18 protein-coding genes are annotated in these 23,138 nt (G+C 74.3%); 8 read left to right on the forward strand and 10 right to left on the reverse strand.

The features are described 5' to 3' along the window. Positions 1–220: 220 nt before the first annotated feature. Complete coding sequence (locus Q8791_RS05825; RefSeq protein WP_330090541.1) at positions 221–2,581, reverse strand: glycosyl hydrolase; 2,361 nt, start codon at positions 2,579–2,581, stop codon at positions 221–223. Between the two features lie 288 nt (positions 2,582–2,869). On the opposite strand from Q8791_RS05825, the gene Q8791_RS05830 reads away from it, so the two are divergent. Continuing rightward, complete coding sequence (locus tag Q8791_RS05830) at positions 2,870–5,035, forward strand: RecQ family ATP-dependent DNA helicase (RefSeq protein ID WP_330090542.1); 2,166 nt, start codon at positions 2,870–2,872, stop codon at positions 5,033–5,035. 100 nt (positions 5,036–5,135) lie between these two features. Here the strand turns inward: Q8791_RS05830 and Q8791_RS05835 are convergent, their stop codons facing one another. After that, on the reverse strand, positions 5,136–6,071 hold the full coding sequence (locus Q8791_RS05835) for a carbohydrate kinase family protein (protein ID WP_330090671.1): 936 nt from the start codon (positions 6,069–6,071) through the stop codon (positions 5,136–5,138). Positions 6,072–6,391: 320 nt separating this feature from the next. On the opposite strand from Q8791_RS05835, the gene Q8791_RS05840 reads away from it, so the two are divergent. The 4 genes from Q8791_RS05840 to Q8791_RS05855 all read left to right on the forward strand — a co-directional run bounded on the left by Q8791_RS05840 (position 6,392) and on the right by Q8791_RS05855 (position 11,737). Then, positions 6,392–9,112: a bifunctional acetate--CoA ligase family protein/GNAT family N-acetyltransferase gene (locus Q8791_RS05840; RefSeq protein ID WP_330090543.1), complete on the forward strand. Its 2,721-nt coding sequence runs from the start codon at positions 6,392–6,394 to the stop codon at positions 9,110–9,112. 86 nt (positions 9,113–9,198) lie between these two features. Continuing rightward, positions 9,199–9,774 (forward strand): DUF5998 family protein, encoded by a 576-nt coding sequence (locus Q8791_RS05845; protein ID WP_330090672.1) that lies wholly within the window; start codon positions 9,199–9,201, stop codon positions 9,772–9,774. A gap of 360 nt (positions 9,775–10,134) precedes the next feature. Continuing rightward, the gene (locus tag Q8791_RS05850) at positions 10,135–10,956 is read left to right on the forward strand and encodes an enoyl-CoA hydratase-related protein (RefSeq protein WP_330090544.1); all 822 of its coding nucleotides are present in this window, start codon (positions 10,135–10,137) and stop codon (positions 10,954–10,956) included. Between the two features lie 127 nt (positions 10,957–11,083). Beyond that, a complete protein-coding gene (locus tag Q8791_RS05855; RefSeq protein WP_330090545.1) occupies positions 11,084–11,737 on the forward strand; it encodes an MBL fold metallo-hydrolase in 654 nt (217 codons plus the stop codon). A gap of 87 nt (positions 11,738–11,824) precedes the next feature. On the opposite strand, the gene Q8791_RS05860 is transcribed toward Q8791_RS05855, so the two are convergent. From Q8791_RS05860 to Q8791_RS05870, 3 genes are all read right to left on the reverse strand, one after another. After that, positions 11,825–14,014 (reverse strand): CHAT domain-containing protein, encoded by a 2,190-nt coding sequence (locus Q8791_RS05860; protein ID WP_330090546.1) that lies wholly within the window; start codon positions 14,012–14,014, stop codon positions 11,825–11,827. 219 nt (positions 14,015–14,233) lie between these two features. Then, the gene (locus tag Q8791_RS05865) at positions 14,234–14,668 is read right to left on the reverse strand and encodes a hypothetical protein (protein ID WP_330090547.1); all 435 of its coding nucleotides are present in this window, start codon (positions 14,666–14,668) and stop codon (positions 14,234–14,236) included. After that, the gene (locus tag Q8791_RS05870; RefSeq protein ID WP_330090548.1) at positions 14,665–15,432 is read right to left on the reverse strand and encodes an RNA polymerase sigma factor; all 768 of its coding nucleotides are present in this window, start codon (positions 15,430–15,432) and stop codon (positions 14,665–14,667) included. Before Q8791_RS05870 ends, Q8791_RS05865 begins: the two co-directional genes overlap by 4 nt. Positions 15,433–15,742: 310 nt before the next feature. Here Q8791_RS05870 and Q8791_RS05875 point away from each other — a divergent pair, with 310 nt between their 5' ends. Further along, positions 15,743–16,237: a DUF3145 domain-containing protein gene (locus Q8791_RS05875; RefSeq protein WP_330090549.1), complete on the forward strand. Its 495-nt coding sequence runs from the start codon at positions 15,743–15,745 to the stop codon at positions 16,235–16,237. Positions 16,238–16,398: 161 nt separating this feature from the next. On the opposite strand, the gene Q8791_RS05880 is transcribed toward Q8791_RS05875, so the two are convergent. The 4 genes from Q8791_RS05880 to Q8791_RS05895 form a co-directional block, all read right to left on the reverse strand. Next, positions 16,399–16,869, reverse strand: coding sequence for a DUF1707 SHOCT-like domain-containing protein (locus Q8791_RS05880; protein WP_330090550.1), 471 nt, complete (start codon positions 16,867–16,869; stop codon positions 16,399–16,401). Positions 16,870–16,983: 114 nt separating this feature from the next. Further along, complete coding sequence (locus Q8791_RS05885) at positions 16,984–17,742, reverse strand: 3'(2'),5'-bisphosphate nucleotidase CysQ family protein (protein ID WP_330090673.1); 759 nt, start codon at positions 17,740–17,742, stop codon at positions 16,984–16,986. Positions 17,743–17,786: 44 nt separating this feature from the next. After that, entirely contained in the window at positions 17,787–18,902 is a 1,116-nt protein-coding gene (locus Q8791_RS05890) for an ATP-grasp domain-containing protein (RefSeq protein ID WP_330090551.1), read from the reverse strand. A 224-nt stretch (positions 18,903–19,126) separates the two neighbouring features. After that, a complete protein-coding gene (locus Q8791_RS05895; RefSeq protein WP_330090552.1) occupies positions 19,127–19,657 on the reverse strand; it encodes a YbhB/YbcL family Raf kinase inhibitor-like protein in 531 nt (176 codons plus the stop codon). Between the two features lie 301 nt (positions 19,658–19,958). Between Q8791_RS05895 and Q8791_RS05900 the strand changes: the two genes are divergently transcribed. Beyond that, entirely contained in the window at positions 19,959–20,924 is a 966-nt protein-coding gene (locus Q8791_RS05900; protein WP_330090553.1) for an LLM class F420-dependent oxidoreductase, read from the forward strand. A gap of 37 nt (positions 20,925–20,961) precedes the next feature. Here the strand turns inward: Q8791_RS05900 and Q8791_RS05905 are convergent, their stop codons facing one another. Then, positions 20,962–22,185, reverse strand: a complete 1,224-nt coding sequence (locus Q8791_RS05905) for a PucR family transcriptional regulator (RefSeq protein ID WP_330090554.1) — start codon at positions 22,183–22,185, stop codon at positions 20,962–20,964. A 354-nt stretch (positions 22,186–22,539) separates the two neighbouring features. On the opposite strand from Q8791_RS05905, the gene Q8791_RS05910 reads away from it, so the two are divergent. Further along, entirely contained in the window at positions 22,540–23,043 is a 504-nt protein-coding gene (locus Q8791_RS05910) for a hypothetical protein (protein ID WP_330090555.1), read from the forward strand. Positions 23,044–23,138 lie beyond the last annotated feature (95 nt).

Genomic DNA, 23,138 nt, shown 5'->3' on the forward strand with positions numbered 1-23,138 from the left:
GGGTGGTCGGACACGTGTGCCCGGGCCGCCTCCTCCAGGCCGCGTTCCGCGGATCATTCCGGGCTCGCGTCTCCCGGGCTGCCTCTCGCTGCGCCGACTGCGCTTGGACAGCCGAACCCGGGCTGACCTGCGCTACTCGTCTTGCGAGAGATGGCCCGGAAGCCGCTCGCGTCGATCGGCGCAAGCGCCGAGTCAACCGAAAGCATCCACGGACCACGCCCTAGCCGCCGGTCACGGCCTGTTCACCCGCGGGGACCTCCAGGGAGGCGCCGTCGGAGAAGGTGACCGTCACCGGGGCGGTGCCGGGGTTGAAGGCGGTGTAGGTGCGGGTCCCGGAGTTGTCGAACACCGCGTAGTGGGCGGTGTCGGCGGTGACGGAGGCGTCGACGGCGCCGGCCTCCGCCAGGGTGGAGACCCACTGGTAGGTGTGCGGCTTGGAGCTGCCCGCCTCCGGTTCGTAGGTCTGCCACTGCTCCTCGAACATGCGCAGGGCGTCGTCGCCGTCCGAGAGGGCGCGGTGGGCCCAGTGGATGTCCCTCCAGACCTCCGGCTCGCGGCCCAGGCGGTCCACGAGCGACTGGTAGACGGCCCCCGCGTGCTCGGGGTCGTGCCCGAGGTAGAGCGACCCGGCGGTGATGGGCAGGTAGTTGATGCCGTAGTGCTCCTCGGCGCCGCCGTCCCACCAGATGCGGTAGTCGCCGCCGTCGCCCCACACCATGCCGACGACGTCGTGCTCGTACCCCTCGGGGAACGTGCCGCCGCCTCCGTTCTGCCAGTAGCGGGAGACGGTGGAGGCCTGCGTGGTGTGGAGGTACACGCCGAGGTCGCGGATCTCCTCGTCCCCGGTCAGGGAGCCGAACAGGGTCGTGGCGGCGGCGAAGTGCATGCCCTCGGAGGAGGACTCCTGGTTGTTGCCCGCGGCGAACCCGGCGTGCCCGGACGCCCACCCGTGCCCGGCGTAGGGCGAGAAGGAGCGCAGGCGCGGGAACATCGGATCGTCGGGGTCGGTGGCGGCGACGTCGCGGATCAGGAGGCGGACCATGCCGCCCCACGCGTCCTCGGCTGCCCACTCGCGGTCGTAGCGGGCGACGACGGCGGCGGCCGAGACGATGTAGCCGTAGTGGAAGTCGTGGTCGTTGAGCTCCTGGGCGGCTCCGAAGCTGTCGGGGTAGCCGAGCATGGTCCCCCACTCGGCGTCGTAGTGGAACTGCCGGGCGTCGCCCGCGGTCAGCCAGTCCTCCAGACGGTCCCTGACCAGGCCGAGGAGTTCGTCGCGGGCCTCGGTGTGGCCGATGGAGTCGGCGATGGGGACGAGCTGGGCGAGACGGCCCATGGCCTTGCCGTCCCAGTAGGTGTCGCCGGGCTCCGGGAAGAGCTCGTCGTCGGCGAGGACCTTGTCGATGAGCTGACGCATGCGGTCCTGGTCCACGCCGTCGGCCGTGGGCAGGCTGGGCAGCACGCCGTTGGTGGTCAGCTCCGTGGTGAAGCTCCCGCCCTCGGCCACGCGCATCTCACCGCGCGGAGAGGCGTAGGCCAGGCCGGACACGTCGGTGACCGCGTTGTCCCACTGGTGGGGGTAGAGCGCCATGAGCGTGCCGGTCCGGTCGCCCTCGACCGCCTCGGTCTCCACCCGGTAGGTGCTGGTCAGGGTGGATCCGGCCTCGTCGTACTCGTAGTCGACCACGGAGCCGGTGACGAAGGAGTGGGCGTAGGGGGCGAAGGCGTCCAGGTCCTCGGGGGAGGGCAGGACCGCGACGGAGTAGTGGCCGTCGTCGCCGGTGGCGGCGGTGAACGTGTCGCCCGACCGGGTCCAGGGGGAACCCGACGGCGCGAACAGCGCGTAGTGGCGGCCGTCGACGCTCGCGCCGACGACGGAGCCGTCCTCGTGCCAGACGTCGGGCGGGCTCTCGAAGCTCACCTCGGCGTCGCCGCCGCTGGTCCGGGCGTAGGCGAAGGGCAGGCCCTGGCCTATGGTGACGCGGAGGGTGGGGCCGCCGCCCTGCCACTCGGCGGTGACCGTCCAGTCGCCGCTGTCGGCCACACGGGTGTCGGGGGAGTCGAGCCCGACCGCGCCCAGGGACAGGTCGGCGGCGTGGGGGTGCTCGTACTTGAGGCCCTCGGCGACGAGCGAGGGCGTGTCGGGATAGCCCATCTCCAGGCCGCCCTCGTGGGGGTGGTAGCTGGCGGGGTGGGCGAAGAGGTTCTCGCCGTGGGGGTTCTCCGGGTAGCGCTGGAAGATGAGGGAGGACCACCACTCGTTGGTGGGGGCGGCGCCCTCGTAGTCGTCGGTCACCTTGGGGGAGACCGGCGCCCCGCTGAGGTCGGAGGGGCCGGAGGCCCCGGCCGGAAGGGTGTCGGTGTAGCTGCCCGCGCCCACCGGGACGTTCGCCGCGCCCGCGGCGGCGGTGGTGGCCGCGGTGGACGGGGTCCCGGGACCGGTGAGTGCCGGGGTGACCGCGCCGGTGAGGAGGAGGGCGGCTCCGGCGGCCAGGAGCGCGGGGCGCGAGGGCCTTCCCCGGCGGTGGGCTGAGGCCTCCGATGAGGCCTGTCGAGGGCTGGTCCGGCCCCATGGTCGATGCATGTCCGTGTCCTTTCGCCATGCCATTCGCGAAGGTCCGGGAGCGCTCCCAGATGTGAGCGGCCCCAGACGTGAGCCCTGGCGTCGAGTGTTCAGATGTCCGCTCGGGAGTGCAATGCCGGGAAGACGGATAGTTTCCGTTTCGTTACTCGGAGTGTCTTTCGTGTTTCCCCGGAGCCCGGTTCCCTGCGGGCTGCGGGCCGCTCCGCCTGCGCGGGAACCGGGGCCCCGCGCGCGGTCGGCCTGTGGACGACCGCTCCGATGTCCCCCGGCTCTGGTACCAAGGAAGGCATGGCCACACCCACCGCTGACACCACCGTCCCCGCCGACGCCTCCGGCGGCGCGCTGCGCGAGCAGGCCGAGGCGCACCTGCGGGCCCTCGCCGGGGACTCCGCCCGACTGCGCGAGGACCAGTGGACCGCCATCCACGCCCTGGTCGCGGAGCACCGCAGAGCACTCGTCGTCCAGCGCACCGGATGGGGCAAGTCCGCGGTGTACTTCGTGGCCACGGCGCTGCGCCGGGCCGAGGGCGCGGGTCCCACGGTCATCGTCTCCCCGCTCCTGGCGCTGATGCGCAACCAGATCTCCGCCGCCGAGCGGGCCGGCATCCGGGCCCGCACCATCAACAGCTCCAACACCACCGCGTGGGAGGCCACCTACGCCGACGTCGCCGCGGGCGAGGTCGACGTCCTTCTGGTCAGCCCCGAACGCCTCAACAATCCCGAGTTCCGCGACCGGGTCCTGCCCGAGCTCGCCGCGGGCGCGGGCCTGGTCGTCATCGACGAGGCCCACTGCGTCTCCGACTGGGGCCACGACTTCCGTCCCGACTACCGGCGCATCCGCTCCCTGCTGCACGACCTTCCCGACGGCGTCCCCGTCCTGGCCACCACCGCCACGGCGAACGAGCGGGTCACCCGCGACGTCGCCGAACAGCTCCAGGCGGGCGGCGAGCGCCAGGACACACTGGTGCTGCGCGGCTCGCTGGAGAGGGAGAGCCTGCGGCTGGCCGTCGCGCGCCTGCCCGACCCCACCGCGAGGCTCAGCTGGCTCGCCGAGCACCTTCCCAAGGTCCACGGCTCGGGGATCGTGTACACGCTCACCGTCAGCGCGGCCCAGGAGACCGCCCGGTTCCTCCGCGAGCAGGGGCTGGAGGTGCTCGCCTACACGGGGCAGACCGACCCCGACGAGCGCCGGGAGGCCGAGGACGCCCTCCTCGCCAACCGCGTCAAGGCGCTGGTCGCCACCAGCGCGCTCGGCATGGGCTTCGACAAGCCGGACCTGGGATTCGTCGTGCACCTGGGCGCACCGCAGTCCCCGATCTCCTACTACCAGCAGGTCGGCCGCGCCGGGCGCGGGGTGGAGCGCGCCGAGGTGGTCCTGCTTCCCGGCCGCGAGGACACCCAGATCTGGGAGTACTTCGCCGGGCTGTCCTTCCCGCCGGAGCAGACCGTCCGCCAGACCCTGGACGTGCTCGGGGCGGAGGGCCGACCGCTCTCCGTGGCCGCGCTGGAGACCCGGGTGGACCTGCGCCGCACCCGACTGGAGCAGATGCTGAAGGTGCTGGACGTGGACGGCGCGGTCCGCCGGGTCCGCGGCGGCTGGGAGGCCACCGGGCGGCCGTGGAGCTACGACGCGGAGCGGTACGCGGCCGTCACCGAGGCCCGGGAGCGCGAGCAGCGCGCCATGCTCGACTACATCGACCTCGACACCTGCCGTATGGAGTTCCTGCGCCGTCAGCTGGACGATCCCGACAGCGTCACCTGCGGGCGCTGCGACGTGTGCACCGGCGAGTACTGGAGCACCGACGTGGACCCCGGGCGCCAGGAGGCCGCCGCTGAGCACCTCGACCGCCCGGGCACGCCCATCGCCCCCCGGAGGCAGTGGCCGTCCGGCATGGACACCCTGGGTGTGAGCCTGTCCGGGAAGATCAAGGACGACCTCCGCGCGGGCGAGGGGCGGGCCCTGGGCCGCCTCACCGACATCGGGTGGGGCAACGAGCTGCGGCGCGTGCTCGCGGACGACGCGCCGGACGCCCCGGTCGACGAGCGGATGCTCCAGGGCGTGGTGCGGGTCCTCGCGACCTGGGGATGGGAGCGCAGGCCGGTCGGCGTCGTCGTGATGCCGTCCCTCACCCGGCCCGCCCTGATCAACGACCTCGCCACCCGCCTGTCACGGCTGGGCCGGCTGACCCCGGTCGGAGCGCTGGAGTACCGCGGCGGCAGGGAGCAGCGCAGGCACAACAGCGCCATGCGCCTGGCCCAGGTGTACACGTCCCTGAGCGTCGGCGACGAGCTGCGCGAGCGGTTGGCCGAGGTCCAGGCCCAGACACCCGGGCCGGTCCTCCTGGTGGACGACTACACCGACACCGGTTGGAGCCTGACCGTGGGCGCCGCCCTGCTCAGAAGCGCCGGCGCCCCCGAGGTGCTGCCGCTGACCCTGGCCACCACCGGGGGGTGAGCGCAGGTGCCGGGACGGCGGGCCGCACCGCGGACCGCCGTCCCGGCCGGCACGGCGCAACGGCGTCGCCGGGGGACCCGGCGGCACGCGGGGAACGGGGTCAGCGGATGCGCTGGCCGCGGGGGGCGCCGCGGCGTACGGGCTGCCCCTCGCCCAGGTCAGGGCGGGCGCCCGGCTGGTGCAGGGCGCGTGCGGCCAGGCGGTGGGCCCGGCCCAGCGCCTCCTTGGGATGGCGTCCGGCCAGCCACGCCGGGAGGAACCCCGCGATGAAGGCGTCTCCGGCCCCCACCGATCCGGGGGAGGGCTCCACGGGCTCGGCGGGCGCGGTCACGCAGTCGTCGCGGGTCTTGGACGCCCACAGGCCGCCGCCCTGGCCGAGCTTGAGCACCACGTTGGGGAACCAGGCGGTGAGCACCTTCGCCGCGGCCTCGGGCTCGTCACGCCCGGTCAGCACCCGGGCCTGGTCGACGTTGGCGAACAGCAGCCGGGCGCCCTGGGTCCACTCCAGGAAGTTCTCCGCGCCCGCGCGCTCCAGGGGCGCGTGCGAGCCGCCGTCGACCGAGATCGACATCCCGCTCTCGCGCGCCATCCGCAGCGCGACCCGTGCGGCGCGCCGGGAGTCGGCGTTGATCAGCGTGTACCCCGACACGTGCAGGTGCCCGTCGGGACCGAACACGTCGCGGGGGAGGTCCTCGGGCTGGAGCCGGGCGTTGGCGCCCGGGTCGCTCAGCATCGTGCGGTCGCCCCGGTGGGTGATCATCACCACGCAGGTGCCCGTGGGCCGCTCCGGGTCCATCACCATGCGCGAGTCCAGCCCGTAGCCCATGAGTTCCATCTCACGGGTCCGCCCGGTGATGTCGGAGCCGCGGCGCCCGACGAACGTCGTGTCGGTGCCCTCCACGGAGAGCCAGGAGGCGATGTTCGCCCCGGAGCCCCCGCCGTACATGATCACGGACGCCGGAGTGTCGCTGCCGCGGGCCAACGGGTGGAACGCGCGCGCGACGGCGTCGGTCATCAGGTCACCGATCACGACCACTCGTGTCATTTCGCCAGCCACCACCGAGGGTTATAAGAATCCGTGCTCGCACGACGTTAACAGGTGAACCGTCAGCGGCGTGTAACGAAGTGAACGCGCCCCGGCCACACGTCGGAGGAGGGGCGCGAAACGGCGCCGTGGAAGGCGTCGCCGGGGTCCGGGCGCCCTCTGTCGCTTGCACCCGGCCCACGTGGCCGGTCGGCTCGGAGAAGGGCACCGGGGACCGCGCAGGGTGCACAGGGCGAGCCCGGTGCGGTGTTTTCGCGGTGCCCGCATGGACTTTCCCCGGATTCGACCGATTGTCGTCTAGTCTCGCAGTCGTGCAGTCCTACCCGAACCACTGGGAAGCCGACGTCGTCCTCACCGACGGAGGCACCGCGCACATGCGCCCCATCACCCCTGACGACGCCGACCTGCTGCGCGAGTTCCACGCACGGCTCTCCCCGGAGACGATCTACTACCGGTTCTTCGCGCCCTATCCCAAGCTCTCCGACCGCGACGTGAAACGTTTCACAACGGTCGACTACGAGGACCGCGTGGCCCTGGTCGCCACCATCTCCGACTCCCTGGTCGCGGTGGTGCGCTACGACAAGGTCGCGCCGGAGGAGGCCGAGGTCGCCTTCGTCGTGGAGGACGGCCACCAGGGGCGCGGACTGGCGTCGGTGCTCCTGGAGCACATCGGCGCGGCCGCGCGGGAGCGGGGGGTGCGCCGCTTCATCGCGGACGTGCTGCCCGAGAACCGTCGGATGATCAACGTCTTCCGCGAGGCCGGGTACACCGCCCAGCAGACCTTCGACGAGGGTGTCATCCGTCTCACCCTGGACATCCAGCCGACGGACGACTCCACCGAGGTCATGCGCGCCCGCGAGCAGCGCGCCGAGTCGCGCTCCATCGCCCGGCTCCTGTTCCCGAACTCGGTCGCCGTCATCGGCGCGAGCCGTACCGCCCACACCATCGGGCAGACAGCCCTGCGCAACCTGCTCGGCGGCGAGTTCCAGGGGCCCGTGTACCCGGTGCACCCCGAGGCCAAGGCGGTCGTGGGCGTGCGCGCCTACCCCTCGGTCCTGGACATCCCCGACCAGGTCGACCTCGCCGTCGTGGCGGTCCGCGCCGACATGGTCGTCGACGTCGTCGAGCAGTGCGCCGACAAGGGCGTGCTCGGGCTGGTGGTGGTCAGCTCCGGGTTCGGCGAGACCGGTCCGGAGGGCCGTGAACGCCAGGACGAGCTGGTGCGCACCGCCCGCGCCGCCGGGATGCGCGTCGTCGGCCCCAACTGCCTGGGCATCGCCAACAGCGACCCCAGGGTCTCGCTCAACGCCACCCTCTCCCCGGACCTGCCGCCGGTCGGATCGATCGGGTTCTTCTCCCAGTCCGGCGCCCTGGGCCGGGCGATCCTCCAGCGGGTCGCCGAGCGGGGGATGGGCCTGTCCACGTTCGTCTCCGCGGGCAACCGCGCCGACGTGTCCGGCAACGACCTCATGCAGTACTGGCAGGAGGACCCCGCCACCGAGGTCGTGCTCCAGTACCTGGAGTCGCTCGGCAACCCGCGCAAGTTCACCCGGCTGGCGCGACGCCTCGCCAAGCAGAAGCCCGTCGTGGCCGTGCGCAGCGGAGGTTCCGCGCAGACCACCCCCACGGGCCACGCCGCGGGAGGGCTCTCCCTGCCCGACTACGCGGTCACCTCGCTGTTCCAGCAGGCCGGGGTGGTGCGGGTCGACGACATCACGCAGATGTTCGACGCCGCCCAGGTGTTCGCCTACCAGCCACTGCCCAAGGGGCCCCGGGTGGGCATCATCGGCAACTCCGACTCCCTGGAGCTGCTGGTCAAGGACGCGGCCGTCCGCCAGGGCCTCAAGCCCCACGACCCCGTCAACCTCGGCCCCCAGGCCACCGCGGAGGACTTCGACCTCGCGCTGGAGACGGCGCTGGCGGCCGAGGACGTCCACTCGGTCGTGGTCGTCTTCATCCCCGCCCTCCACCCCATCTCCGACGACGTGGCACGGGTGCTGCGGGCGCGCTCGCTCGACTCCGACAAGCCGATCGTCGCCACCTACCTGGGGCGCCAGGGGCTCCCCGAGGAGCTGCGCCACGTCGGCGACAGCGGTGAGACCCTGCGCGGGTCGGTCCCCTCCTACCCCTCACCCGAGGACGCGGTCCGCGCCCTGGCCTACGCGACCCGCTACACGCAGTGGCGCAACCGCAAGCCGGGACGCCACCCCGAACTGCCCGACATCGACGGCGCGCGGGCCCGCGCCACCCTGGTCCGCGCGCTCAGGAACGCCAAGCCGTCGGCGGACGACATCGCCTGGTTCGGCGGCGAGCGCCGCTACGACGAGGAGACGGCGATCTCCAGCGAGGACGCCCGCGACCTGCTGTCCTGCTACGGCATCGCCGCCTACCCGGACATCCCGGTGTCCTCGGCCGAGGGGGCCGTGGTCGCCGCGGGGGAACTCGGCTACCCGGTGGTCGTCAAGGCGGACTCACCCGACCTGCGGGTGCGCGCGGGCGGCACGTTCGTCCGTGCGGACCTGCGCACACCGGAGGACGTGCGCAGCGCCTTCCTGTCGCTGCACGACCGGTTCGGCGCCGAGGCCGGGCTCGTCGTGCAGCGCATGGCCGCGCCCGGAGTGCCCACGGTGATCAGGGCGGGGGACAACCAGTCCTTCGGGTCGGTGGTCTCGTTCGGCCTGGCCGACGTGACCGCCGAACTCCTCGACGACCGGGCGTTCCGGCTGGCGCCCCTCACCGACATGGACGCCGCGGACCTCATCCACGCGGTGCGCGCGGCGCCCCTGCTGTTCGGACTGCCCGCGGGCGCGACCTCGCTCGCGGAGCAGCCCAACGTGGAGGCGCTGGAGGAACTCCTCATCCGGGTGTCCCGGCTGGTGGAGGCGTTTCCGGAGATCGGCTACGTGGACCTGGACCCGGTCCTGGTCAACGCCACCGGCGCCCACGTCCTGGGCGCCCGCATGTGGTTGCGGGAGGCCCCCGACGTACGTCCGGACGCGGGGCCGCGGCGGTTGCGCGGGGTGACGTTCTGATCAGGGGCTGGTCCTCCCTCTTCTCCGGCCGGTCGCGAAGTGTCACGGGAAAGAGGCAGGATAGGGGTATGAGGAAAACACGTGCCGTGTCCACGGACTGGCGACTGGAGATCGAACGCAGCGGGTACTACCCCGCGCTGGTGATCGACGCCGTCGCCCAGGCCCTGGGCGGAGAGAGCGCCGAGGCGTTCATCGTGCACCATGAGGCGACCTTCGACCCGGCGATGGAGATGCGGCGGCACATCACCGTGATGCTGCTGACCGAGACCCGGCTCGTGGTGTGCCACACGGACGAGCACCCGCCGAACGAGACGGAGGGCACCTCGCACGCCTCCACCACGACCGACAGCATCCAGATGGGCAACATCCAGTCGGTCGCCCTGACCCGGGTGGTGCCCAACCCGGCCCAGTACACCCCGGGCAGCCTGCCCAGCGAGCTGGTGCTGAGCGTCAACCTGTCGGTCAACTGGGGCGCTGTCGCCAACATCGACCTCGAACCGGCCGCCTGCGCCGACGAGACGTGCGAGCTCGACCACGGGTACACGGGCGCGATCACCGCGGAACCCCTCACCCTGCGGGTGAGCGAGGCCGCTGACGGCCCCGCCGCGGTCTCCGCCATGCTGCACTTCGCCGAGGCCCTGTCCACGGCCACCACGCGCTGAACCGCCGCCCGACGGCGGCCCGTTCCTCCGGGGGGCGCGGACCTGCGGGTCCGCGCCCCCCGGCGCGTGTGCCCGGGGGCCGCGGCGGAGGACGGCGACGGGGAAAGGCGGGCTTTGCCGGATTGCGTAACACCCGGTGCGCCACGCGTGACAGGGACTTAACGAACCGGGTGTGACGAAGCGTGGTGCCTTAACATTCGGGCCGTCTAAGGTTGAATCGGATTCGCGCATACCGCCACAAGCGAGACGCGACCGGTCACCCACCGGGCGCGTACGCGCGTCGTGTCCGACAGGTCCGCGCGCGGTTCACACCCCTTCTCCGCACACGCGGAGACGGACACGGAGAAAGGTCAGCCTGCGATGACGCAGCACCCGTCCCCGACGCCCCCGGACGACGTCCCCCTGGTAACCCTGGCCGTCGACCGTGCCATCGCCACGGTCACCCTCGACTCCCCCCGCAACCGCAACGCGCTCTCCGCACGGCTGCGCTCGGAACTGTCCGAGGCGCTCGCCGAGGCGGTGGCCGACGACGGGGTGCGCGGGATCGTGATCACCGGCACGGGCCCGGTGTTCTGCGCCGGGGCTGACCTGAAGGAGGTCGGAGCGACGCTCCAGGGCACCCCCGCCGAGCCCGCCCCCGAGCTCCCCGAGATCTTCGAGCAGATCATGGGCGCCCCGAAACCGGTGATCGCCGTCCTCAACGGCGCGGCCCGCGCGGGAGGGATCGGCCTGGTGGCCGCCGCCGACATCGCGCTCGCGCCCAAGAGCGCGACCTTCGCCTTCACCGAGGTGCGGATCGGCGTGGTCCCGGCCATCATCTCCGTGCCGGTGTCCGCGCGGATGCACTCGCGCCAGCTGAGCCGCTACTTCCTCACGGGTGAGCTGTTCGACGCCTCCGCCGCAGCCAAGGCGGGGCTGCTCACCCAGGCCGTGCCCGACCGGGACATGGCGCACGCCGTGGACGCGGTCCTCCAGGGGCTGCGGGGCTCGGCCCCGCGCGCGCTGTCCCGCACCAAGGAGCTCCTGGGCGAGCTCGGCGCGGGCGCCCTGGCCGCGCCCGAGCGGCGCCGGGAGGCGTTCACGCGGATGGGCGAGCTGTCCGCCGAGTTCTTCTCCGGGGAGGACGCGGCCGAGGGCCGGGCGGCCTTCTTCGAGAAGCGCTCACCCCGCTGGGCGCAGTAGCGGCGGACGGGCGCACGGGGGCCGGCGCGGGAGTTCCGGGCCGGAGAGGTCGGACGCCCGGGTCACCGGGCGTCCGGCATGCGCGGCCCGGGTGCGTCCGCTCCCGCCGGCAGGCCACAATGGTCGGGTGAGCTACTCCGGAGATACGAGGGTCGGCGGTCCCGCCGACCTGCGACGACTAACCAACCTGACGATCAGCAAACTCACCGTCGGCCCGATGGAGAACAACGCCTACCTGCTGCGTTGCCACGCGACAGGTGAGGCGGTACTCATCGACGCGGCCGCCGAGCCGGACCGGATCCTGGACATGGTCGGCGAGGACGGACTGGCCCGGGTGATCACCACCCACCGCCACCAGGACCACTGGACGGCCCTCGCCGAGGTGGTCGGCCAGACCGGGGCGCGGACGGTGGCCCACCCCGACGACGGGGACGAGCTCCCGGTGTCGGTGGACGAACCCGTCGTGCACGGCACGCGGATCCCCGTGGGCGAGAGCTCCCTCACCGTCATCCACCTGCGCGGGCACACGCCCGGGTCGATCGCCCTGCGCTACGACGACCCGGACGGCCGCACCCACCTGTTCTCGGGTGACTCGCTCTTCCCGGGCGGCGTCGGCCGCACCTGGTCGGACGAGGACTTCCGCACCCTGTTCGGGGACGTGGAGGAGCGCGTGTTCGGGGCGCTGTCCGACGACACCTGGGTCTACCCAGGGCACGGAGCCGACACCACCCTGGGAGCCGAGCGCCCCGGTCTCGCGGAGTGGCGCGAACGCGGCTGGTGACGACCCCCGTGGGGCGGCGGGGCACGGACCCGCCGGCGGCCGGGCGCCACGCGTGAGCCCTCGTGGGTCCGGTCCGGGCGGCGCCGGTCAGGCGCCGAAACAGCAGAAGCCGAGCGGCCCGAGGTGGACGGCCACCGCCTCGGGCACGGGCACCCCGTTGGCCAGGGCCCGGTGGAAGCGGCGCATGGCCTCCCCGGTGCCGGAGTCCCCCACGGGGACGGGACTGGCCACCACGGTGCGCGCCCCGGCGGCCAGGAGCGCGCCGGCGAACCCGAGCGGAGCGCCGGAGCGGCCCGCGAAGTCCCGGCCGCTCCAGCAGGTCGAGAGGGCCACCACGTCCGGTACGCCCGAGAGCGCGGCCAGGTCGCAGGCGAGCAGGGGGCCGTCGGCGAGGCCGACGGAGGCGAGCATGGGGGAGCGGTCGGGCACGTGCCCGTGCCCGGCCAGGTGCACCAGGTCGGCCCGTCCGATCCCGGCCAGCACGTCCCCGCGCAGGGCCCGGTCGCCGGTGAGCACCCGCGCCTCGGGGTAGAGGCCCGCGAGCTGCGCGACCTCGCGGGCCGCGCCCTCCGGTTCGGGCGCGGCCACCAGCAGGACCCGGCCCGGGCGGGGCGCCCCCGCACGGGGATCCCCGTGGAGGTCCAGCCAGAAGCGGGCGGTGGGCGCCAGGTTCACCGGGCGGCCCCGCAGAGAGGGCAGCATGCCCCAGGGAGGGTCGCCCAGGTAGGGGTCGCCGGCCACCACCAGGGGACGGTCCCCGACCAGCGGGAGGACGGGGCCGAGCAGGGCCCGGGTGGCGAGGTTGGCCGCTTCGCGCGCCGACGGCCCCGGCGGGCGCCCGGGGACGAGGAGCGGGTGGACGAACCGGGACAGGGCCCGGGCCACCCGGGGGAGCGGTCCCAGCGCGCGGGCGTGCACGCGCCCGGCTACCGCGATGAGCACCACCGCGTCGTCCGCGGTCCTCGTGTACCGCAGGAACGCCCGGTCCCCGAGCCGTTCCAGGAGGGGGCCGGTGACGGGGACCGGGCGGTCGTCGAACCGGGCGCCTCCCGGACGCCTGACGGTCTGCGGGCGCGTCGGCGTGGCCGCGGGACCCGGGGGCGTCCCGCGGCGGGGCGCCGCGTGCCCGGCGAACCAGGCGCCGCCCGGTGGGACCGGGGCCCGGGCCGCGTGGTGGGCGTACCAGCGCGCCGACTCCCAGCGCCGGGCCGCCGCGCCCGCGTCCCGGTCGTGGACCAGTGCGTCGCGGTACCCCTCCGCCAGGGCGTCCATCTCGGGCGCGCGCTCCAGAGGGCCCGGAACGCGCGGCACGGCCCAGGTCCGGGCCAGCTCCGCCCATTCGAGGGCGGCTGCCGCGTCCCCGGAGGCCAGGGCGCCCTCCAGCCCCGCCCGCACGACGTGCGGGTCCTCGGCCGCCCCCGCCGCCCGCTGCGGGGGAGAACCGTCCGCGGCGGCCAGCGAGGCCAGGGCCTCGTGCCGGGCGGGCGGACCTCCCCTCGCGGTGACGGCCAGCGGGACCCGGGCCGCCAGCGCGTTCTCGGCCCGTTCCACGGGCGACGGCGTGCGGGAGCGGGCCTCGCGGAGCGCCCTGTGTTCCAGGCGGGAGGCCAACCGGTACCAGAGCGACCCCCGGCCGAACCCGTGGCGGACGCGCCCGGTCAGCTCCACCGCGCGGCGGTGGTCGCCCCGGAGCAGCCGTAGTTTGGCCTCCACCAGCAGCGTGCTCGCCGACGTCGACCTCCCGTCGGCCCAGGGGCCGTCCGCGAGGGCCTCCGCGGCCTCCTCCACCAGGCCCTCGGCCAGCAGGGCCTCCGCGAGGTCGACGTGCAGGGCCTCCCTCCGGGCGGAGGGCAGACGCGGGGCGAGCGCGTGGAAGGCCGCGATGGCGGAGGAGGCGTCGCCCCGGTAGAGGTCGAGGCAGCCCAGGTTCTGGCCGGCCACCATGCCGAGGAGCGGGAGCCCGCGCTCCTCCGTGAGGGAGAGTGCTTCGCGCAGGTGGTCCTCAGCCTGGGAGAAACGGCCGCACAGGATCTGTGCCAGCCCCAGGTTGACCAGGATCCCCGGCGTCACCTGTGCCGCGTCGGCCACCGGATGGCCGTTCAGGAGCAGCCGGGTGTCGGTGAGGAGGTCCACGGTCTCCTCGAACCTGCCGCTCTGCGCCAACCGCACCCCGTGGGTCACCCGGGAGAGCAGGGACCCGCCGGAGAGCGACGCGCGGTCGCCGTGCCGGTGAGCGGAGGGGGAGGCGGCGGGGGCTGGCGGTGAACCGAGGGACACGTCCGGTCTGCCTTTCGCCGAGGGGCGGGCCGATTCCAGTGATAGCAGGGCGCGGGCCCGCGCGGGAACGGTGTCCGCCGGGCTGTGGACGAACAGGCGGGAGCGAAGCAGGACGAAGCCGGGCGAGCGCCCATGAACGGGGGTGCGTTCGAGCGCGTCCCCAATCCGGGTTCGGAGCGTCCTGTTCCGGGGCGGGGCGCCGCCGCCCCGCCCCGGGGGTCACACGGTGAACCAGGCGGTGACCACCGGAGGACGCCCCGACCTCAGCAGGGACAGGCTGATCGGCCCCCGGGGCAGCCCGTCCAGGGAGAACCGGCCGTCCTCGCCCACGGTCGGGCTGTCGGTGGAGCCGGGGCGGCGCACACGCAGGACGGCGTGCTCGAAGTCCCCGGTGACCAGGCCCGACACGGAGCGCGTCCGCCCGTGCGAACGGATCTGGAGGTCCACTGCCACGCCCTCGTGCTCGAACCTCAACGTGGCGGTCACCGCGCCGTCCTCCGCGCGGGCCGCCTCGGTGACCGGGACGGTGTCCGCGCGGGTCCGGGCCAGTTCGGCGGTGTCGTCCCCCCGGTCGAAGGCGGCCAGGGCGGCGGCCCGCCCGGCCTCCGCCGACGGGGGGCGTGACGGGGGGCCCGTGTCGGAGCGGTTCCTCACGTGGGTTCCTCCAGGAGGCGGCGGAGTCTGCGGAGCACGCGGCGCCGCTGGTTCGAGGCGGCCCGGGGGTTCGGTTCGCGGTGCTCCCGGTGCGCGGCGCGGCCGGCGGCGCCGCTGTCGGCCGGTTCGGCGAGGTACCCCAGGGCGGCGCGACGGTCGCCCGGGTCGGTGAGACCGCGGATCGCGCGGTACAGCTCCTCGCGGCGTTCCGCGAGCAGGTACTCCGCCTCGGGGTCCGCCGCCCCGGCGAGGGGGAGCGCCTCGAGGTCGTGGGGGTCCACCGTGCGGTGGCGGGAGCTGTTGCGGCGCTGGCGCACGCAGACGCCGTGGGTGACGCGGCGCAGCCAGGCGCGGAGCCGACCGGGTGAGTGCAGGCGCGGCAGGTGCTGGTTGAGGGTGAGCCACACCGTCTGCACGGCGTCCTCGCGGTCGGGTCCGGAGAGGCGGTAGGAGCGGGCGATCGCGTTCACCACCGGCAGGTGGCGGTCCACGATCCCCTCCCAGGCGCGGTACTCCCCGCGGAGCGCGCGCCGGACCAGATCGGCGTCCTCGGCCGAACCGTCCGGGGGCTCGTCCGCCGACCCGTCCGTGTCCCCGGCCGCCGGGGCGGGCGGGGTCCGGTCGCCGTCCGGTCCGCCGCAGGGGCTGGAACCGACGTCGGTGAGACGGGTGGGGCAGGTGTCCGTCCTGCCGGGGCGGGGGGTGTCCGGGCCGCGCGGTTCGGCGACGGCGGGAACGGGGCCGGTTCTGGCCGAAACCGACAACAGGAGGGGTGCTTTCTCCCCTGGAAGTACCGTAAGTACGGTTTGGGGAGATGCCTGGGTGCCACGGATGTCCTCGTGCGACTGGTCTGACAAACCCGCCCCCACTATGATCGGACTCCCTGCTCGTCCGGTGCTCACGCTAACCCCTGGGGCCGCCGTTCGGGACGGGAACGCTGGAAAATACCAGCTGGTGAGCTGGTTCTCAGGGTGCCCGTGGGGCACAATGGGGCAAAAGTATTCAGGCGGGTATGCAACCTTCTCGTGGTACGAGGGCGTCGGGGAAGCGCACTCGTTCGTATCAGGAGGTTCGGTGTCCGCACGTGGCGTCTTGTACGTCCACTCCGCGCCGGCGGCGCTGTGCCCACATGTCGAGTGGGCGGTCGCGGGCGTCGTTGGAGTACCCGTGAAACTCGACTGGGTCGCCCAACCGGCGGCTCCCGGCAACCACCGAGCCGAGCTCAACTGGCAGGGGAAGCCGGGAACCGCGGGAGCGGTGGCCTCGGCGCTGAACGAGTGGCAGCGCCTGCGCTTCGAGGTGACCGAGGAGGGGTCGCCCGGGTGCGACGGCGTGCGCTACAGCTACACGCCCTCACTCGGAATGTTCACCGCCGTCACCAGTGCGGCCGGTGAGGTCCTCGTGCCCGAGGGGCGGCTGCGCCACGCCATGGAGCAGGCCGCCGCGAACGGCACCGACCTCGGGGCCGAGATCGAGCTGCTCACCGGGCGTTCGTGGGACGAGGAGCTGGAGCCGTTCCGCTACGCGGGTGACGGCGCGCCCGTCCGCTGGCTCCACGCCGTGGGCTGAGCCCGCCCCCGACCCGGTCCGCCACGACGTGCGGGCCCGGACGGGCGGCGCGGCGCACTGCCGCGCGCGACCGCGGGGCCGCACGTCGCGGTCACCCCCGAGCCCGGCCGGGTACGCCTACCGCGCGGGGCCGCGCAGGGCGGCCGCCAGCCGGACCGCCCTCAGGGCGGTTCCTCGTCGCTGGGCCAGATGGCCGAGGCCAGCAGGACGGCGGCCCAGATCCCCAGGGGCACCAGCGGCCAGTACGGTACGAGTTCGCCGCCCATGAGGCTCACCGCCCCCCACACGCCGGTGAGGGCCGTGGCCACCCCCGTCCACCAGCGCCACTCGTCCCCCCACTCCCGCCAGGGCACCGACAGGACGGACAGGTCCCCCTCGGAGGGGGCGCCGTGGAACCGGGGATCGCGGTGGGGAGCCGCGCGGTGCGGCTGCGGCTCGGGGCCCGGAAGGTCCGCGGTCAGCGGCCGGAGGTCGCCGACCAGGACGGCGGTCAGGGCCAGGCCGACCCGCCGGTCGTACTCCTCGTGGTCCAGACGGCCCTCGACGAACGCGACGGTGAGGCGGTCGACCGCCTGGTCGCGCTCGGCGTCCGAGGCGCGCATCCGGCTCAGCGGCAGACTTCGGCCTTCCACTTCCCACCCCCAAAGGCGCGAGTTGGTGACCACACGATACGCGCCACGACCGGTGGGGAAAAGGGCTCGGCGCCACGGTTTCCAACGCCTTGTTCAGCTGTGCGAAACCGCAGGTCAGGAGGTCAGCCAGTGGGAGACGGCGCGGCACGCGGAGGGGTCCGCGCCGCCGACCAGGCCGGTGTGCTCGTAGGTCCCCCGGTAGCCGAAGGGGGCGCCGTCCAGACGGGTGACCAGACCGCCGACCTCCTCCAGGACGAGCGCGGGCGCGGCCACGTCCCAGTCGCGCACCGGGACGTCCTTGACGAACAGGTGCGCCGACCCGTCGGCGATCAGGCACAGCTTCAGGGAGATGCTGCCGCTCTCCAGGTACCCGCCGTAGCCGAAGTGCTCGTAGACCCGGTGGGCGATCCCCAGGGGCTCGGGGGTGTTGTCGGTCAGCACGCCCCGGCCGGCCGGGGCGGCGTCCAACGGCGGCAGGGAGCGCCCGTCCCGGCGCGCGCCCTGTCCGCGTACGGCCGTGTACAGGGTCTCCGGCTCCGGGGCGAACACCGCGGCGACCTCCGGCCGCCCCCCGATCACCAGCGCGGCCTGGGTGACGTACCCGGGGAACCCGTGCGCGTAGCTCGCCGTCCCGTCGATCGGGTCGATCAGCCAGTACCGCGGCGGACGTTCCCGGGTCAGCGACGCGGGGTCCTCCTCGCTGATGACGGGGATGCTCCCGTCGATCGCGGCCAACCGCTCGGACAGCGCGCGGTGGGCCAGGGCGTCGGCGCCGGCCTTGAACTGGCCGTCCGTCCACACCCCGCCGCGCGCGGCCGTGTCCGAACGCCACTCGCGGAGCCGTTCGCCGACCGCGACGACCGCCTCCGCCATCGCCTCGGACAGGGGGTGGGAGGGGCTCGGCTGCGCTCCGGAGATCACCGCGCACGCGCCGGAGCGGCCGGGAACGGGGGGTCCAGCGGTGCCGTGGCGACCACGGGCGCCCGCGGTGGCCCGGTCTCCCGCAGGCTCGGGAGGGAGGTGCCCGCCGGGGCGGGCGAGAGGCCGTGCGAGGTGAACTCCGCCTCGCTGATGAACTCGTCCGTCCACCGGCGCACCATCGCCACGCCCTCCTGCCACGCGTCGGTGAGCCTGGGCCCGCCGCGGACGGCCTGCGCGAGCAGTCCCGCGATCTCGTCCACCCCGGCGGCCGCGGTCAGCGCCGCGGTGGAGGAGAAGCGCGGGTTGATCTCGAACACCCGCGGCCGACCGGCGTCGTCCAGGCAGAGCTGCACGTTGAACGGCCCGTCGGCGCGCAGCGCGGTCTGGACGGCGCGGCAGGTGCGGACGACCCCGTGGTGGCGGCGCGTCACGGCGTATCTGGTGACCCCCTGCTTGAGGACGACCTCCTTGGGCACCACGGCCTGGACCTCGCCGTCGCGCCACACCACGACCGAGACGGTGTACTCCGGGCCGGTGATCCGCTCCTGCACGATCAGCTCGTCGGCCGAGTAGTCGCCCTCCGCCACGACCCGGGCGATGTCGTGGACCGAGTCGATGACCGCCACCCCGCGGCTGCCGCGCCCGGTACGCGGTTTGACGACGAACCCGCCCGGGGCCGAGGCGGTCTCCCCGGCCGGCCACTCCGAGGCCGGCCAGGTGCGGGGGACCCCGATCCCGGCGTCCGCCAGCTCCCGCATGAGGACGTACTTGTCCAGGCACGTGGACACGAAGTCCGGCCGGGGCAGGAGAACGGACACGCCGTCCCCGGCGAGTTCGCCGATCGGCAGCAGCTCCTCGTCCACGAGGGGGATGACCGCGACGGCCCCCTCCTCGGCGCACAGCGCCCGCATCCGCGGGAGGAACGCCTCGCTGTCACCGGGAGGGACCAGGTGTCCCCGATCCGCGAGGTACAGGCCCGGGGCGGCGGGGTCGATGTCCGTCGCCACCACGCGGAATCCTCGTTCGCGCAGGTGGAGGATGGTGCCCGGGGTGGGAGCGGACCCCGCTGTCGTGACTACGACGGTTGGTTTCCTCGACGTCTGCTGTGGCACCGGTTGCACCCTTCCAGGCGTGTTCGGGAGGCGGTCCGGGCGATAGACAGAGCCTAGACCGAGGTGTGCCCGGGCACCCGTGATTGGCCGGATCCGGTTGCCAGGACAACCGGACGGGTGCCTTGCGCGTGTACCCATCGGCCCCCGGGAGGAAAGGGCTGGGGGCGGTCGGTGCCGCGCCGCACCGACCGCCCCCTCGGGAATCCCGGGATCCCCCCGCGGACCTACGCCTGCTCGTACACCGGTGTGAGGAGGGCGCGGCCGATCGCGTGGGAGAACAGGTTGAAGCCGAGGAACGCCGGGCTCGCCGACGCGTCGACGTCGAGGCGGGGGACGTCCACCGCGTGCACCGCGAAGAAGTAGCGGTGCGGCCCGTGCCCGGCGGGAGGGGCGGCTCCGACGTACCGGTTTCCGCCCGCGTCGTTGCGCAGGGTGACGGCGCCCTCCGGGAGTCCGGAGCCGTCGCCGGCGCCCGTCACCAGCTCGGTCACCTCGACGGGGATGTTCGCCACCGACCAGTGCCAGAAGCCGCTGGCGGTGGGTGCGTCGGGGTCGAAGCACGTGACGGCGAAGCTCCGCGTCCCCTCGGGGAACCCGCTCCAGGCCAGGTGCGGTGAGGCGTCCTTGCCTCCGGCGCCCATGATCCCGCTGACCTGGGCGGTGGGCAGGGTCTGCCCGTCTGCGACGTCGTCGCTGGTCACGGTGAACGACGCGACCTGGGGCAGGAAGTCGTAGGGGGAGGGTGGCGTGGCCACGGAAGGGCCTCCTTCGTTCGTCTGGGGCGGCTGTCCCCGCCCGGCCGGACTGTTCCGCCGCGGGGCGGCGCCCGGGGGACGGTCCCTACGAACATATGCCCCGTCGGCCCCGTGCGACGAAGGCCGGGGGCGCCGTGTCGGTCCGGCCCCGCGCGGAGCGCGGGACGCGGCGGGGCGGCGGGTCCGGCGCCGGGGATTGCGGGGGAGGGAGCGCAGACAACAAACCGACCGGGCGGTACGGTGCTTGTCGACACGAGGAACCGCACCGGATCCGGTCTCCGGGAACCGACAGGGAGTCGCCATGACCACTCGCTGGGGCATCACCATCCCGCTGGAGGGCGTCCCGCTGCCCGACCAGCGCTCCGTCATCGAGCAGATGCCGGACCTGGGCTACACCGACGTCTGGTCCGCCGAGGCCAACGGCACCGACGCGTTCACCCCGCTGGCCCTGGCCAGTGTGTGGGCGCCCGGGCTGCGGCTCGGCACGGCGATCGTGCCCGTGTACACGCGCGGCCCCGCCACACTGGCGATGAGCGCGGCGACCATGGCCGCGGCGGCGCCGGGCCGGTTCGCCCTGGGGATCGGCACCTCCTCCAACGTGATCGTGGAGCGGTGGAACTCCATCCCGTTCGACGAGCCGTACAAGAAGGTGCGCGACACCGTGCGGTTCCTGCGGACGGCGCTCACCGGGCAGAAGGTCACGGCCGACTACGACACGTTCAGCGTCGGGGGCTTCACCCTCGGCGCGGTCCCGGAGCAGGCCCCACCGCTGCTGGTCGCCGCCCTGCGCCCGGGCATGCTCAAGCTCGCGGGCCGCGAGGGCGACGGCGCCGTCGTCAACTGGCTGTCCGCGGAGGACGTGCGCACGGTGACCCCCTACGTCCGCGCGTCCGGGGAGGACAAGGAGGTCGTGGCCAGGATCTTCGTCATCCCCGACACCGACGCGGAGACCGCCCGCGGGATCGGCAGGTGGGCCGTCTCCGCCTACCTCAACGTCCCCGTGTACCGGGCCTTCCACGAGTGGCTGGGCCGCGAGGAGCTGACCCCGATGTGGAGGAAGTGGGACGAGGGCGACCGCAAGGGGGCCCTCGCCGCGATCCCCGACTCGGTGGTGGACGACCTGATCGTGCACGGGCCCGCCGAGTACTGCCGCGAGCGGGTCCGCGCCTACGCGGACAACGGTGTGACGACCCCGGTGATCGCCCCGATCGGGCAGTCGTCCGCGGACCCGGCGGCGGTCGTGCGCGCACTGGCGCCCCGGGGCTGAACCGCGCCCCGGACCACGGGCCTCCGCCCGGGGACGGCTACCCTCCGCCCTCCGCCGGAGGGCGGAGGAGGCCGCGGGCCCGCAACACCAGCTCCAACTCGAAGCGCTCCGCCGGGTCGCGCAGCCGCTCGCCGAACAGCTCCTCCAACTGGCGCATCCGGTAGCGCACCGTCTGGGGGTGGATGCGCAGCCGGTCCGCTGCCTCGTTGGCGTTCAGGCCGGACTCCAACCAGGCCAGCAGGGTGTCGGCCATCCGCTCGCGCTGCGGCGCGCGGAGCCCGGCCAGCGGTGCCAGCCGGGTCCGCGCCAACTCCGCGACCAGCGCGGGGTCGCGCGTCAGCAGCAGCGTGGGCAGATGGTCGCTCCACCGCAGCACGCCCCCGCCCTCGACCAACCCGGCCCGCACCAGCTCCGCCAGGTCGCGGGCGCGCGCCAACGACACGGGCACCCGGTCCAGGGGGACGCTCGGCCCGAGTACCGCGCCGGCCCCGCGCAGCGCGCGCCTCAGCGACCGCAGCCGGCCGGGCCCCTCCGGGTCGGGCACGAGCGCGCACGGCTCCGCCCGGTCCAGGTCGGCGAGCACGTCCGACGGCAGCGCCGGCGCCTGCGCCTCCGGGCCGTCCGGGAACAGCAGCGCCACCGCCACGCGCTCGGGCGCCCGCCACCGGGCGGCCCCGGCCAGAGCCGAGACCGCGCGTGCGTCGTACCCGGTGCCCGCCTCCGCGAGCAGTGCCTCCAGCAGGCGGACCCGGCGCCGGTGCAGGGCGTCCGCGCCGGCGCCGCGCACCCGCGCGTGCCCCTCGGCCGCCGCTCCCGAGATCTCCTCCTGGAACGCGAAGATCGCCTCGCCCAGCACCCCCATGTGATCGCGGGTGAGGGCGTCCGCGACGGCCAGCCTCCTCCACGCCGCGGCGGCCGCCGTGCGCATCCCGGTGTGCAGGCACTCCAGGGTGCGTCCGTGCCGGGCCTCGGAGGCTCCCAGCGCCCGGAACTCCGCGGCCAGCGCGTTCGGGAGGCCGGGGGGCGGGGCGCCGCCCTCCACCCGGTCCAGGAACCCGTGGACTCCCGCCGAGATCGCCCTGCGCAGCCCCTCGGCGCCGGTGGCCTCCAGGGGCGGAGCGTGCCCCGACGCCCTGTGCCGGAGGTCCTCCAGCGCCTCCTCGACCAGGGAGGGCACCTGCGGTCGCAGCCGCGCGCCGAGCTCCGGCGGGATCCGTGAGAACGGGTCCGTCCTGTGGTCCTCCCGCAGCGGGTAGGTCATGTCACCTCCGGCGCGGACGCGCGGCGAAGCCGCCCGTGGCACGCCCGCGCGTGCTCTGTGCGCCAGAAAGGACGGGTTCCGGTGGGGCCCGACGGGGTGACGGGCGCCACGCTCCTCCATATCACCAGAGCCCGGACACGCGGACAACCCCGCCCCCGCGGACCGGGGCCGTCCGCGCCGGGGCCCGCCTCCGCGCGCCCGGGGGAGAGCGCGGGTCCGCGGGGTCGCGGGAGCAGGGACCGGCCCACGATTCCCGCCGGGGCCGCGGCGCGGCGGCGTGCACCTGTGGTCACCGATCGGGTGGATGCGGTAACAATGGTGCGGACGTGTCACACCCCCTTCGGAAGGCCCCCCATGCGACGGCTCCTGCTGCCCGCCCTGCCCCTGGCACTGCTCCTCGCCGCCACTGCCTGCGCCGGTGGGGAGGAGGCGCCGGAGGCCTCCGAGCAGGCGGAGGAGTCCGACGCCGGTGCGGGAGGGGACGCGAACGCCGAGGCCGGGGCCGAGTCCGACGCGCTGCGCGCCGCAGGGGGCTTCCTCGCCTCCCTCCAGGCGGTCGACGGCGAGGCCGGCTGCGCGCTGATCGACCCGGCCGCCCAGAACGTGCTGGTCGAGGCGCACGGCGCCGCCGACTGCGCCGAGGCCTTCCCCGCCTACGCGGAGTCCCTCCCGGACGCGGAGGGCGCCGAGGTCGGTGAGGCCGTGATGGGTACCGACCTGGACGGGGACACCCCGATCGCCACGGTCACCCTGGTCTTCGCCGGGGGCGACGACCCCGGCGCACTGGAACTGCGCCAGGACTCCGACGACCAGTGGCTGGCCACCCGGCTGCCCGGCACGAGCCTGGGCGGAGCCTGAGGGGCGTTCCGCCCCGCTCCCCGGGACCAGCGGGCGCGCGCGGGGACGCGCGTCGGCGGCCGGGCGTCCGAGGCGCGGACGGGTAGGTTGTTCGC

This window comes from Nocardiopsis codii (assembly GCF_036327455.1).
Taxonomy (GTDB): domain Bacteria; phylum Actinomycetota; class Actinomycetes; order Streptosporangiales; family Streptosporangiaceae; genus Nocardiopsis; species Nocardiopsis codii.

Coding starts and splice junctions, on each gene's coding strand:
- Q8791_RS05830 (WP_330090542.1), top strand. CDS start 2,870: ATGGCCACACCCACCGCTGACACCACCGTCCCCGCCGACGCCTCCGGC.
- Q8791_RS05910 (WP_330090555.1), top strand. CDS start 22,540: ATGCGACGGCTCCTGCTGCCCGCCCTGCCCCTGGCACTGCTCCTCGCC.
- Q8791_RS05825 (WP_330090541.1), bottom strand. CDS start 2,581: ATGCATCGACCATGGGGCCGGACCAGCCCTCGACAGGCCTCATCGGAG.
- Q8791_RS05900 (WP_330090553.1), top strand. CDS start 19,959: ATGACCACTCGCTGGGGCATCACCATCCCGCTGGAGGGCGTCCCGCTG.
- Q8791_RS05905 (WP_330090554.1), bottom strand. CDS start 22,185: ATGACCTACCCGCTGCGGGAGGACCACAGGACGGACCCGTTCTCACGG.
- Q8791_RS05885 (WP_330090673.1), bottom strand. CDS start 17,742: ATGGCGGAGGCGGTCGTCGCGGTCGGCGAACGGCTCCGCGAGTGGCGT.
- Q8791_RS05850 (WP_330090544.1), top strand. CDS start 10,135: ATGACGCAGCACCCGTCCCCGACGCCCCCGGACGACGTCCCCCTGGTA.